Source organism: Actinomycetospora straminea, from assembly GCF_028737255.1.
In the GTDB taxonomy this organism is placed as follows: domain Bacteria; phylum Actinomycetota; class Actinomycetes; order Mycobacteriales; family Pseudonocardiaceae; genus Actinomycetospora; species Actinomycetospora straminea.
The window spans coordinates 107863-120364 of sequence record NZ_JAQZAN010000005.1 but is presented as its reverse complement, the minus strand read 5'-3'; the positions used below and the strand labels follow the sequence as shown (position 1 = coordinate 120364).

The window sequence follows — 12502 nt, the reverse complement described above, 5'->3', positions numbered from 1 at the left end:
GTGGTTCAGCGCCAGCGCATGGTCATCAGCAGCGAGACCACGATGAGCCCGAAGCCGATGAGGAAGTTCCACGCGCCGAGGTCCTGCATGAACGGGATCGACTCGGAGGCGAGGTAGTTGACCACCAGCCAGGCCAGCCCGATGAGGCCGACGCCGAGCATGATGCCGACGTACAGCGGGTGGGACGGCCCGGCGGGCGCGGGCCCGGCCTTGGGGGGCGGGGTGTAGGCCGGCTTGCGGCGGACCTTGGACTTCGGCACGTCGGCTCCGATCGGGCGAGACCACTCGAGCGGCAGTCTAGTGGACCGGGATCGATCACCGCCCCCGTACGCTGGTCGGATGCGCGTCCTGGTCGTCGACAACTACGACAGCTTCGTCTACAACCTCGTCCAGTACCTCGCGCAGCTCGGTGCCGACCCGGTCGTGCGCCGCAACGACGTGGACGGGGTGGTCGACCTCGTCGACGAGGTCGACGGCGTGCTCGTCAGCCCGGGTCCCGGGACGCCCGAGGGCGCCGGCGCCAGCACCGAGGTCATCCGCCGCTGCGCGGCCCTCGGGCGCCCGATGCTCGGCGTGTGCCTCGGCCACCAGGCCCTCGGCGCCGCGTACGGCGGGGTCGTCGAGCGCGCGCCGGAGCTCCGCCACGGCAAGACCTCGCTGGTGCACCACGAGGGCGCCGGCGTGCTCGCCGGCCTGCGCACCCCGTTCACGGCCACCCGCTACCACTCGCTCACGGTGCTGCCGGACACGCTGCCCGCCGAGCTCGAGCCGACCGGCTGGACCGACGACGGCGTGCTCATGGCCATGCGCCACCGCGAGCTCCCGCTGCACGGCGTCCAGTTCCACCCCGAGTCGGTGCTCACCGAGGACGGCCACCGGTTGCTCGCCACGTGGATGGACCTCAGCGGCCACCCCGTCGACGACGGCGTGGTCCGCGACCTCACCGAGGGCCTGCGGGCGCTGGCCGTCGCCGCCGCGCCGCCGGCGTAGGCCCCGCCGGCGTAGGTCTCGCCGGCGTAGGTCCCGCCGGCGTCGGGCCGGCGTCAGTTCCCGCCCGGGAAGAGCCCGCCGCCGTCGCCGCCCCCGGGCTGGAAGCGGCCGACGACCACCGCGATGCTCGACCCGGGGTCGACCGACGAGCCGGCCGACGGGTTCTGGCTGAGGATCTTGCCGTCCTGGGACGCGTCGTCGACCGCCTGCGAGGTCCGCTGCAGGTTCCCGCCCCGGAAGCCGGCGTTGACCAGCGTCTGCACGGCCTCCGACGGCAGCTGCCCGACCAGCGACGGCACCTGGACCTGGCCCTCGCCCCCGCGCGACACCCGCAGCGTCACCGTCGAGCCGCGCGACACCGTCGAGCCGGAACCCGGGTCGGACGCGACGACGGTGCCCGCGGCCCCGCCTCCGTCGACCTCGGTGACCTCGACCTGCAGCCCCACGCCCTCCAGGGTCGTCGTCGCGGTCCGGCGGTCCTGGCCGACGACGTCGGGCACCCGCAGCGTCTCGCGCTCGCGACCGATGGTCAGCTGCACCGGCGTGCCCGGCGCGAGGAACTGCCCGGGTGCCGGCTCCTGGGCGAGCACGCGGCCGATCTGGCGCGCGTCGTCGACCTCGCGCTGCTGGGGCACCGGCGCGAGGGTCAGGCCGAGGCGCTGCACGCTCGCCTGCGCCTCGTTCGCCGTCTGGCCGGTGAGGTCGGGGACCTGGACGCGGTCGGGACCGCGCCCGACGCGCAGCTCGACGACGCTGCCCGGCGGCACCTCCAGCCCGCCGGTGGGGTTGGTCGTGACGACCTGGCCCACCTGCTCGGGCGTCGACGCGACCGGCACGACGGTCGGGCGCAGGCCAGCGGTCGACAGCGTCTGCAGCGCCGCGGCCTGCTGCTGCCCGACGACCGTCGGCACCGCGACGGTGTTGGCGCCCAGCGAGAACAGGAAGTACGCCCCGGCCAGGGCGGCGAGCAGCGCGAGCACGGCGACGAACCCGAGGGCGCGCTTGCGCCCGCGCCGGCGCCGGGCCTCGGACTGCTCGGCCTGCCACGCGGCGAAGTCGTCGACCTGGTCGACGGGACCGGTGGCGCCGGCGACCGGCTGGCTGCCGGTCATGTACTCGGTGCGCTCCCGCGCGGTCATCACCGCGGGCGCGCCGACCCGCTCGCCGGACAGGACGCGGTAGAAGTCCTCGCGCATCTCGTCGGCGGTCTGGTACCGGTTCGACGGGTTCTTGGCCAGCGACTTCAGGGTGATCGCGTCGAGCTCCGGGGGCACCCGCGGGTTGATCTCCGACGGGGCGGGCGGGTCCTCCCGCACGTGCTGGTAGGCGATCGCGACCGGCGAGTCCCCGGTGAACGGCGGCCGCCCGGTGAGCAGCTCGAAGAGCACGCAGCCGGTGGCGTAGACGTCCGAGCGGGCGTCGACGGACTCGCCACGAGCCTGCTCGGGCGACAGGTACTGCGCGGTGCCGATCACCGCGGCGGTCTGGGTGACCGCGGGCTGGGCGTCGGACAGGGCCCGGGCGATGCCGAAGTCCATCACCTTCACCGCGCCGGCCGGCGTGATCATGATGTTGGCCGGCTTCACGTCGCGGTGGATGATCCCGTGACGATGGGAGAAGTCGAGCGCAGCGCAGACGTCGGCGAGGACCTCGCAGACCCGGAAGGGCTCCATCGGCCCCTCGGTCTTGACGATGTCGCGCAGCGTCCGCCCCGCCACGTACTCCATGACGATGTAGGGCAGCGGCACGTCGTCGGTCGGCGTCTCGCCGGTGTCGTAGACGGCGACGATCGCGGGGTGGTTCAGCGCCGCGGCGTTCTGGGCCTCGCGGCGGAACCGGATCTGGAACTGGGGGTCGCGGGCCAGGTCGGCGCGCAGGACCTTGATGGCCACGTCCCGGCCGAGCCGGACGTCGCGGCCGCCGTGCACCTCGGACATCCCGCCGTAGCCGAGCGCCGGCCCGAGCTCGTAGCGGTCGGACAGGAGCCGTGGGGTCGTCATCCTCAGAACTCCTGACAGGTGACGGTCACGGTCTCCCCGCGCGGGACCTCACCGGTCGGCGAGAGGTAGAGCACCCGGCACCGCGACGGGTCCGACGGCTCGCCGCCGAGGATCGTCGAGACCTCGGGGTCGAGGCCCGACTCGCGCAGGGCGGCGGAGGCCACCGAGGCCGGGCGGCCGACGTAGTCGACCGGGTTGACCGACACCCCGTTCGCGGCGGACGAGGACGTCGTCGTGCGGGAGCTCCGCGTGGTCGTCGGGCTCGGCGTCGTGGTGGTCGACGACGCGGTCGTGCTCGCCACCGGGGGCGGCGGGCTCGACGTCTCGGCCGAGTTCATCACCCAGATCACGCCCGCGAGGAGCAGCAGCGCGACCAGGGCGAGGGCGGCGACGGTGCCCCACGGCCCGCGACGGCGGGGCTCCTCGGGGCGCGACGCCCAGCGGTCGGGGCGCTCGGCCCCCCGCGGCGGCGACGGCTCGCGCGACATCGCCGGCGCGACGCGCGTGGACGGGTTGACGCGCTCGGTGGGCGCGTTGCCGCTGCCCGGCAGCGGGAGCGGCTCGCCGCGACGGACCGCGCCGACGGCCTGCGCGAACTCCCCGCCGGTGGCGTAGCGCTGCCGCGGGTCCTTGGCCAGCGTCGCCTCGATGAGCTGGCGGACCACGGGCGGCACGTCGTTCGGCAGCGGCGGCAGGGGGTCGCGGATGTGCATCATCGCGACCGTGACGGCGTTCTCCGACAGGTACGGGCGCCGCCCGGCCAGGCACTCGTAGCCGACGACGCCCAGCGAGTAGACGTCGGAGGCGGGGCCCGCGTCGCCGCCGCCCGCCTGCTCCGGCGCGATGTAGTGCGCCGTCCCCATGACCATGCCCGAGCGCGTCACCGGCGCCGCGTCGACGGCCTTGGCGATGCCGAAGTCGGTGATCTTCACCTGGCCCGTCGGCATCACGAGGATGTTGCCGGGCTTGACGTCGCGGTGGACCAGCCCGCGCTCGTGCGCCGCCTCGAGCGCCCACCCGGACTGCTCGAGGATGTCGAGGGTGTAGTCGACGCCCAGGCGACCGTGCACGGCGAGGATCTGGGCCAGCGGCTCGCCGCGGACCAGCTCCATGACGAGGTAGGCGGTCGGCACCTGCACGGTGCCGTTGGCCGTCTGCCACTCCGTGGTGGTCTCGCCGTAGTCGTGCACCGCGGTGATGCCCGCGTTGTTCAGCGAGCCGGCGGTGCGCGCCTCGGTGCGGAAGCGGTGCAGGAACTCCGGGTCGCCGGTGAGCTCCGCCTTGAGGATCTTCACCGCGACGGTGCGCCCGAGGCGCGAGTCCTCGGCCTCCCAGACCTCGCCCATGCCGCCGACGGCGATGCGCCGGCCCAGGCGGTAGCGGTCGCCGATGAGCGAGCCGGTGGTGGGCGCCATCAGTTGTCGCCCCCCAGGGCCGCGGCGATGACCGCGCGGCCGATCGGCGAGGCCACCGACCCACCGGTGGCCTCCTCGCCCCGGTTGCCGCCGCGCTCGACGATCACCGAGACGGCGATCTGCGGGTTCGGCACCGGGCCGAAGGCGTCGTACCAGGTGTGCGGCGGGTTGGTCTTGGGGTTCGCGCCCCACTCGGCCGTGCCGGTCTTCGACGCGATCTGCACGCCGGGGATGCGGCCCTGGCCGGAACCGTTGTTCTCCGAGCCGATCATCAGCTGGGTCAGCGTGTTCGCGGTCGACTGCGAGAACGCGCGCCCCGTGCTGTCCGGCTCGGTCTGCTCCACCGTCGAGAGGTCCTGGCCCTGGATCTGGGCGACGGTCTGCGGGGCCGTCGTGACCCCGCCGTTGGCCACCGTCGCGGCGATCATCGCGTTCTGCAGCGGGGTCAGGCGGACGTCGCGCTGCCCGATGCCGGACTGGGCGGTGGAAGCGCCGTCGGCGAGGTCGCCGAGCCGCGAGGCCTGCACCGGCATCGGGATGGTGAGCCCCGGGTTCTCGAAGCCCAGCGAGGTCGCCATCGCCCGCAGCCGCTCGGCGCCGACCTGGGCCGCGAGGTTCGCGAACGGCCCGTTGCAGGACTTCGCGAACGCGGTGGCGAACGGGACGGTGGCGCCGGGGCCGCACGGCTTGCCGTCGTAGTTCTCGAGCGTCGTCGTGCTGTCGGGCAGCGTGATCCGCGGGGCGGCGGTGACCGGGGCCTCCGGCGTGATCGCCCCGGCCTCGAGCGCCGTCGCCGTGGTGACGATCTTGAACGTCGACCCGGGCGGGTAGGTCTCGCTGATCGCCCGGTTGGTCAGCGTCGGCGGGTCGTCCTCGGTGAGCTGGTTCCACGCCTCCTGCTGGGTGGTGCCCGAGTGGCTCGCGAGGGGGTTCGGGTCGTAGCTCGGCGTGGAGACCATCGCGAGGATCTCGCCGGTCTGCGGCCGGATGGCGACGACCGAGCCCTGGTATCCGCGCGAGGTCATCGCCTCGTAGGCGGCACGCTGGATGCGCGGGTCGATGCTCAGCACGACGTTGCCGCCGGCCGGGTCGCGCCCGGTGACGGCGTCGGAGATGCGGCGCACGAACAGGCGGTCGTCGGTGCCGTTGAGCACCGGGTCCATCGCCCGCTCCATGCCGCCCGCGCCGTAGATCTGCGAGTAGTAGCCGGTGACCGGCGCGTAGAGCGGCCCGTCGGTGTACTGACGCAGGTAGCGGAGCCGGTCGCCGGGGTCGGGGCTCTGGACGCTCTGCGCGAGCACCTCGCCGCCGGCCGAGATCTGGCCGCGCTGGCGGGAGTACTCGTCCAGCAGGACGCGGGCGTTCCGGGGGTCCGCGCGGTACTCGTCGGCCTTGACGACCTGGATCCAGGTGGCCTGACCCAGCAGCAGCAGGATCAGGACCATGACCGCGAGGGAGACCCGTCGCAGCGGGGTGTTCACTCTCCTCGGGTCCTTCCTCGCGGGGCGGGGCCATGAGCGGAGGCCGGGTGGCCCCCCGGTCCGGGACCGGCGTGACCGGCGGGACCCGCCGGTCCCGCGGTGGCGTCCTGGGGGCGCACGCCCTGCGGCGGGGTGCGCACCTGGTCGCGCGAGACCATCTCGGTGCTGGCCTCCGCCAGCGGCGCGAGCGGGCTCTGGGGACCCGCCGGGGTGCCGGGCCGCTTCTCCTGCGCCGGCTGCCGGGCCGCGTTCGACACCCGCAGGACCAGCGCCACGAGGGCGTAGTTGGCCACGAGCGACGACCCGCCGTAGGACACGAACGGCGCCGTGATGCCGGTGTTCGGGATGAGGTTGATGACGCCGCCGACGACGACGAACACCTGCCAGGCGATGGCCCAGCCGAGACCGGCGGCGAGCAGCTTGCCGAACGTGTCGCGCACGGCCAGCGCGCTGCGCATCGCCCGCGTGGCCAGCACGCAGTAGATGACGAGCAGGGCCGCGAGCCCGACGAGCCCGATCTCCTCGCCGAGGGAGGTGAAGATGAAGTCGGTGCTCGAGAAGGGCACGAGCTCGGGGCGCCCGGCGCCGAGCCCGGTGCCGCCCATGCCGCCGGTGGCCAGCCCGAACAGGCCCTGGCTGACCTGGAAGCCGCGGCCGTTGTAGTCGGCGAACGGGTCGAGCCACACCGAGACGCGGACCTGGACGCGCGAGACGAACGTCCACGCCGCGAACGCGCCGGCGCCGAAGATCGTGAGACCGATGATCACCCACGAGATGCGCTCGGTCGCCACGTAGAGCATCACGAGCACGATCCCGAAGAACATCAGCGACGTGCCGAGGTCGGACTCGAAGACCAGGACCGCCATCGCGACGCCCCAGGCCACGAGCAGCGGCCCGAGGTCGCGGGGCCGGGGGAACGTCATGCCGAGGAAGTGCTTGCCGGCGCTGGTGAACAGGTCGCGCTTGACCACCAGGAACGACGCGAAGAAGACGACGAACAGGATCTTCGCGAACTCACCGGGCTGGATGCTGGCCGGGCCCACGCGGATCCAGATGCGGGCGCCGTTGACCTCGGACAGCGAGGCGGGCAGCACCGCGGGCAGGGCCAGCAGGATCAGCCCGACGAAGCCGGCGGTGTAGCCGTAGCGCGCGAGGGTCCGGTGGTCGGGCACGAGCCAGAGCACGCCGACGAAGAAGACGAGACCGATCGCGGTCCAGCCGACCTGGCGGACGGCCTCCTGGGCGGGCTCCTCGTTGCCGAGGCTCGCGGCGCGGGCGATCCGGGCCAGGTCGATCCGGTGGATCATGACGAGCCCGATGCCGTTGAGCAGCGCGGCCAGCGGCAGCACCAGCGGGTCGGCGTAGGGCGCGAACTTCCGGACGGCGAGGTGCGCGAGGGCCAGCAGCGCCAGGTAGGCCGCACCGAGGTAGAGCAGCGCCCAGGTGAGCTCCTGCTCCTGGTTCGCCTCGACGAGGACCAGCGCGCCGGTGGTGATGACCGCGGCGAACGCGAGCAGCGCCAGCTCGACGCCGCGACGTGTGGAGACGGCGGCCGCGATGGCGGGCCGCAGCGCCGTGCGGTCGGCCGGGCGCTCGACGCCGGGCACCCCGGGCGCGCCGGCACCGGGGGCGGTGGGGCGCGTCATCACGGGACCCGGCAGTCCCGGCCCGGGACCTGCGGCTCGGTCGGTGCGGCGGACGCGACGGGCGCCTGGCCCGCGACGCCGGGCGCTCCGGGGACGGGCGTCGGCGCGGCGCCGGCGGCGCCCGGCACGGCGTTCGGGTCGACACCCGGCACGGCGTTCGGGTCGGCACCGGGCACGGGGGTGGCGGCGACGGGCTCGCACGGCGGGAGCATCTGCTCGGTCCGCAGCCGGTCGACCGTCTGCTGGGCGCCCGGGAGGTCCTCGACGCGGATGCCGTCGCCGGCGAGCTGCTGGCGCGCGACGGGCGTGAGGTCGGCGACGCGCACCCCGGAGTCCTGGGCGACGCTCTGCAGCGAGACGCCGAGGAACGTGCCGGGCACGCCCTGGTAGATGACGACGGTGTCGTCGTCGCCGGCGACGTAGTACTGGCTCGAGACGTAGACGGTCGCGGCGAGCACGGCGATGCCGGCGAGCGCGACGACGGCCAGCGCGGCGAGGGCCAGGCGCAGGCGCGCGCGGCCCGGGCGGCGGCGCGGGGACTCGGAGGCGACGGGCGCGGGGCGCGGCTCGGGCTCCGTGCGGGTCAGCGTCGCGGCGGAGGCGCGCGCGGCCGCGGAGTCGCCGGGCGGGGGATCGGCGCGGCCGTCGCCGGCGGCGCCGCCGTAGATGGGGTCGTGCTCGCCGTAGTCGACGTCGACGACGTCGGCGACGATGCAGGTGACGTTGTCCGGGCCGCCGCCCTTGAGCGCGAGCTCGATGAGGCGGTCCGAGCAGTCCTGCGGGTCGGGGATCGTCAGCGCGTCGGCGAGCGTCTCGGCGCTCACGACGCCGGACAGGCCGTCGGAGCACAGCAGGTACCGGTCGCCGGAGCGGGCCTCGCGGACGGTCAGGGCGGGCTCGACGTCGTGGCCGGTGAGCGCGCGCAGCAGCAGCGAGCGCTGCGGGTGGCTCGCCGCCTCGTCCTCGGTGATCCGGCCCTCGTCGATCAGCGACTGCACGAACGTGTCGTCGCGGGTGATCTGCGTGAGGACGCCGTCGCGGAAGAGGTAGGCCCGCGAGTCGCCGACGTGGACCATGCCCAGCCGGCTGCCGGCGAAGAGCACCGCGGTCAGCGTCGTGCCCATGCCGTCGAGGTCCGGCTCCTCGGCGACGAGCTCGGTGATCGCGTCGTTGCCCTGGGCGGTGGCCTCGGCGAGCTCGCCCAGGAGGTCGTCGCCGGGCTCGTCGTCGTCGAGCGGCACGAGCGCGGCGATGACCAGCTTCGAGGCCACCTCGCCGGCCGCGTGTCCGCCCATGCCGTCGGCGAGGGCGAGCAGGCGCGGGCCCGCGTAGACCGAGTCCTGGTTGTTCTGCCGCACCAGGCCCCGGTCACTGCGAGCGGAGTAGCGCAGCACCAGGGTCACGGGTCGATCCTGCACGGGAGGGGACGGGGCGTCGTCACCCGGGTCCGGATGGGCGGCCGACCGAGCGGCGAGCTGGTCATGAGCGGAGCTCGATGACCGTCTTGCCGATCCTGATCGGTGTGCCCGCGGGGACCCGGGTGGGTCCGGAGACCTTGTTGCGGTCGAGGTACGTGCCGTTGGTCGACCCGAGATCCTCGACGTACCAGTCGTCGCCCGACTGGGAGATGCGAGCGTGCCGGGTCGACGCGTAGTCGTCGTCGAGCACCAGCGTCGAGTCGTCCGCCCGCCCGATCATGATCGGACGGCCGTCCAGGGCGATGCGGGTGCCCGCGAGGGCACCGGCGGTGACGATCAGGGCGCGGGGCCCCGAGCGGCCGCCGCCGCGGGCCGGCTTGGACGTTCCCCCGCGCGTCGGGGGACGTCGTCCGCCGGGCGCCGCGGCCCGCAGACCCGAGGCCGCGTAGAGGTCGCTGCGGACGACCCGCAACGCGGCGAGGACGAACAGCCACAACAGGGCCAGGAATCCGGCCCGCGTGATCTGGAGGACGAGTTCGGGCACGCCGACGGGCCTTCGGGCCTCAGCCCTGCGCGCGGAACAGCAGCGCGGAGTGCCCGACCCGGATGGTGTCGCCGTCGGCGAGCTGCCAGGTCTGCACGGGCGTGCCGTTGACCGTCGTGCCGTTGGTCGACCCGAGGTCGGACAGGGTGGCCTGCTGGCCGTCCCAGTTGATCTCGAGGTGACGACGCGACACACCGGTGTCCGCGAGGCGGAACTGGGCGTCCTGGCCACGGCCGATGACGTTCGAGCCGTTGACCAGCTGGTACGAGCGGTTCGAGCCGTCGTCCAGCGTCAGCGAGGCGGTCATCTGGCGGGTCTGCACCCCGCCGTAGCCACCACCCTGCTGGCCGTACTGGTCGTAGCCGCCCTGCTGGCCGTACGGGTCGTACCCGCCCTGGCCGTACTGGCCGCCGTAGCCGCCCTGCTGGCCGTAGGGGTCGTAGCCGCCCTGCTGCGGGTAGCCGCCCTGCTGCGGGTAGCCCTGGGGCTGGCCGTACTGGTCGTAGCCCTGCTGGCCGTACCCCTGCTGCTGGTAGGGGTCGTAGCCGGGCTGCTGCTGGCCGTAGCCCTGGGGCTGGCCGTACTGGTCGTAGCCCTGCTGGCCGTAGCCCTGCTGCTGGCCGTACTGGTCGTAGCCCTGCTGGCCGTAGCCCTGCTGCGGGTAGCCGCCCTGCTGGCCGTAGGGGTCGTAGCCGCCCTGCTGCGGGTAGCCGCCCTGCTGCGGGTAGCCCTGCGGCTGCCCGTACTGGTCGTACCCGCCCTGCTGGCCGTAGCCCTGCTGCGGGTAGCCCCCCTGCTGCTGCGGGTAGCCACCCTGCTGGCCGTAGGGGTCCTGCGGGTAGTTGCCGTCGCGACCCTGCTGGTCGTCCGGGTAGCGACCGGGTGCCTGACTCATGGGCTGTTCTCCTGCGGATCGGGGGCTCGCGGCCCGTCGCCGCGACGCGTCGGGGTCAACGGACGACCTGGTGCGGAACTGTCCCGTGTGCAGCGCGTCGGAACGCTCCAGAGAGACTACGACCTCACCGTATGTCTCCCACCCGCCCTCTGTGAGGTGCTCCTCCACGACCTCGATGAGCGAGTGGGTGATGGTCTCCTCGTCGCCGGCCAAACGTTCGTGGTCTGCGGGACTGAGCACCACCGTGTACTGATTGGGCGCCAGGCGACGCCCACCTGCCAACTCTCGCACGCCGTCCTCCGCCTCCCGGCGAAGGCCCTGTGCTATCTCCTGCGGGACGACCTTGCCACCGAACACGCGTGCGAAGGCGTCACCCACCAGTCCTTCGAGCTTGCGCTCGAAGCGCTGTGCGCGCCCCACCGCGATCCCTCCTCGTCCGACGCTCGCGCGGTCGTCCCGTCACTGCTGCCCCATCCGGAGTGTCGCCACACCGGGCGGGTGGCCTCGATGGTATCGGTCGCCTCCTCGGCGGTGCGGACCTCCTTCGGAGCGCGTCGGAGGGCACGTGCTAGCGTTTTCCACAGATCACTCCGGGCGAGTGGCGGAATGGCAGACGCGCACGGTTCAGGTCCGTGTATCCGGAAGGATGTGGGGGTTCAACTCCCCCCTCGCCCACCAGCACTCCCTTCGATCTGCGGGCCCCGGTCGTGACCCACGGCCGGGGCCCTTCGTCATCCCGGGGGCCGTCATCCCGGAGCCCGAGGACCGCCGGAGAGGACCGACGCGATGCACGACGCACGCCTCCTGCTCGAGCTCGGCGACGAGGCGGTGCGCCGCCTGCGCCGTCGGGGTTACGAGCTCGACCTCGCGGGGCTGGAGGCGATGTCGTCGCGGCGCGCGAGCGCGATCGGGACGGTCGACGAGCTGCGCGCGGAGTCCAAGCGCGCGGCCGCCGAGGTCGGGAAGGCCGCGAAGGCCGGCGCGTCGTCGGCGGACGTCGCCCCTGACCTGACGGCGCTCAAGGAACGGGCCCGCGAGCTCAAGGAGCGCATCCGCGAGGCGGAGGAGGAGGTCGAGGCCGCCGAGGCGGCGCTGCGCGACCTGCTGCTCGTCATCCCGAACCTGCCGTCCGACGACGCCCCCGACGGCGACTCCGAGGACGACGCCGTCGAGGTGCGCCGCGTCGGCGAGCCCCCGGCGTTCGGGTTCACCCCGCGCGACCACGTCGAGCTCGGCGAGGCCATGGGCATCCTCGACTTCGGGCGCGCGGCGAAGCTCTCCGGCGCCCGGTTCTCGCTCGCCCGCGGGCCGGGCGCGGCGCTCGAGCGCGCCATCGCCACCTTCTTCCTCGCCCTGCACACCGGGCGGCACGGCTACACCGAGTTCTCCCCGCCCTACCTCGTGAGCGGGCAGACCATGACCGGCACCGGTCAGCTGCCCAAGTTCGAGGAGGACCTCTTCCGGACCGGTACCGGCGACCGGGGCCTCTACCTCATCCCCACCGCCGAGGTGCCGCTCACGGCGCTGCACGCCGACGAGATCCTCCCCGCCGAGACGCTGCCGCGGGCCTACACGTCGTGGACGCCGTGCTTCCGGTCCGAGGCCGGCTCCTACGGCCGCGACACCCGGGGCATCCTGCGGCTGCACCAGTTCTCGAAGGTCGAGCTGGTGCGCATCTGCGCCGCGGAGGAGTCCCCCCGGGAGCTCGAGGTGATGCTCGGCCACGCCGAGGCGTGCCTGCAGGAGCTGGGCCTGGCGTACCGGGTCATCCGCCTCGCCGCCGGCGACATGGGCTTCAACGCCCAGCTCACCTACGACATCGAGGTGTGGCTGCCCGGCCAGGACACCTACCGCGAGATCTCGTCCTGCTCGGACTGCGGCACGTTCCAGGCCCGCCGCTCGGGCATCCGCAGCAAGGACGCCCACGGCGGGCGGGGCCAGGTCGCGACGCTGAACGGGTCGGGCCTGCCGATCGGGCGCAGCATGGCCGCGATCCTCGAGCAGTGCCAGTCCGAGGACGGCTCGGTGACGCTGCCCGAGGTGCTCGCCCCGTACGCGGGCTTCCGGCGGATCCTCGCCGACGGCACCACGGAGTAGGGCCTCCTCCACCGGT

General features: G+C 73.8%; 10 protein-coding genes and 1 tRNA gene. 3 read left to right on the top strand and 8 right to left on the bottom strand.

The window, feature by feature from the left end; all coding sequences use genetic code 11:
• Positions 1 to 5: 5 nt before the first annotated feature.
• On the bottom strand, positions 6 to 260 hold the full coding sequence (gene crgA, locus PH190_RS09530) for a cell division protein CrgA (protein ID WP_274231264.1): 255 nt from the start codon (positions 258 to 260) through the stop codon (positions 6 to 8).
• A gap of 79 nt (positions 261 to 339) precedes the next feature.
• On the opposite strand from crgA, the gene PH190_RS09525 reads away from it, so the two are divergent.
• Positions 340 to 990: an aminodeoxychorismate/anthranilate synthase component II gene (locus PH190_RS09525; RefSeq protein WP_274231263.1), complete on the top strand. Its 651-nt coding sequence runs from the start codon at positions 340 to 342 to the stop codon at positions 988 to 990.
• 53 nt (positions 991 to 1043) lie between these two features.
• On the opposite strand, the gene pknB is transcribed toward PH190_RS09525, so the two are convergent.
• The 7 genes from pknB to PH190_RS09490 form a co-directional block, all read right to left on the bottom strand.
• Positions 1044 to 2990, bottom strand: a complete 1947-nt coding sequence (gene pknB / locus PH190_RS09520; RefSeq protein WP_274231262.1) for a Stk1 family PASTA domain-containing Ser/Thr kinase — start codon at positions 2988 to 2990, stop codon at positions 1044 to 1046.
• Between the two features lie 2 nt (positions 2991 to 2992).
• Entirely contained in the window at positions 2993 to 4405 is a 1413-nt protein-coding gene (locus PH190_RS09515) for a serine/threonine-protein kinase (RefSeq protein ID WP_274231261.1), read from the bottom strand.
• Positions 4405 to 5886 (bottom strand): peptidoglycan D,D-transpeptidase FtsI family protein, encoded by a 1482-nt coding sequence (locus tag PH190_RS09510; protein ID WP_274231260.1) that lies wholly within the window; start codon positions 5884 to 5886, stop codon positions 4405 to 4407. Before PH190_RS09510 ends, PH190_RS09515 begins: the two co-directional genes overlap by 1 nt.
• Positions 5883 to 7532 (bottom strand): FtsW/RodA/SpoVE family cell cycle protein, encoded by a 1650-nt coding sequence (locus PH190_RS09505; protein WP_274231259.1) that lies wholly within the window; start codon positions 7530 to 7532, stop codon positions 5883 to 5885. The genes PH190_RS09510 and PH190_RS09505 overlap by 4 nt, the downstream gene beginning before the upstream one ends.
• Positions 7532 to 8935: a PP2C family protein-serine/threonine phosphatase gene (locus PH190_RS09500; RefSeq protein WP_274231258.1), complete on the bottom strand. Its 1404-nt coding sequence runs from the start codon at positions 8933 to 8935 to the stop codon at positions 7532 to 7534. Before PH190_RS09500 ends, PH190_RS09505 begins: the two co-directional genes overlap by 1 nt.
• Positions 8936 to 9011: 76 nt before the next feature.
• A complete protein-coding gene (locus PH190_RS09495; protein ID WP_274231257.1) occupies positions 9012 to 9494 on the bottom strand; it encodes an FHA domain-containing protein FhaB/FipA in 483 nt (160 codons plus the stop codon).
• Between the two features lie 19 nt (positions 9495 to 9513).
• A complete protein-coding gene (locus tag PH190_RS09490; protein WP_274231256.1) occupies positions 9514 to 10809 on the bottom strand; it encodes a DUF3662 and FHA domain-containing protein in 1296 nt (431 codons plus the stop codon).
• A gap of 172 nt (positions 10810 to 10981) precedes the next feature.
• On the opposite strand from PH190_RS09490, the gene PH190_RS09485 reads away from it, so the two are divergent.
• Both PH190_RS09485 and serS read left to right on the top strand, forming a co-directional pair.
• Positions 10982 to 11067: transfer RNA gene (locus tag PH190_RS09485), tRNA-Leu, on the top strand.
• 108 nt (positions 11068 to 11175) lie between these two features.
• On the top strand, positions 11176 to 12486 hold the full coding sequence (gene serS, locus PH190_RS09480) for a serine--tRNA ligase (protein ID WP_274231255.1): 1311 nt from the start codon (positions 11176 to 11178) through the stop codon (positions 12484 to 12486).
• Positions 12487 to 12502 lie beyond the last annotated feature (16 nt).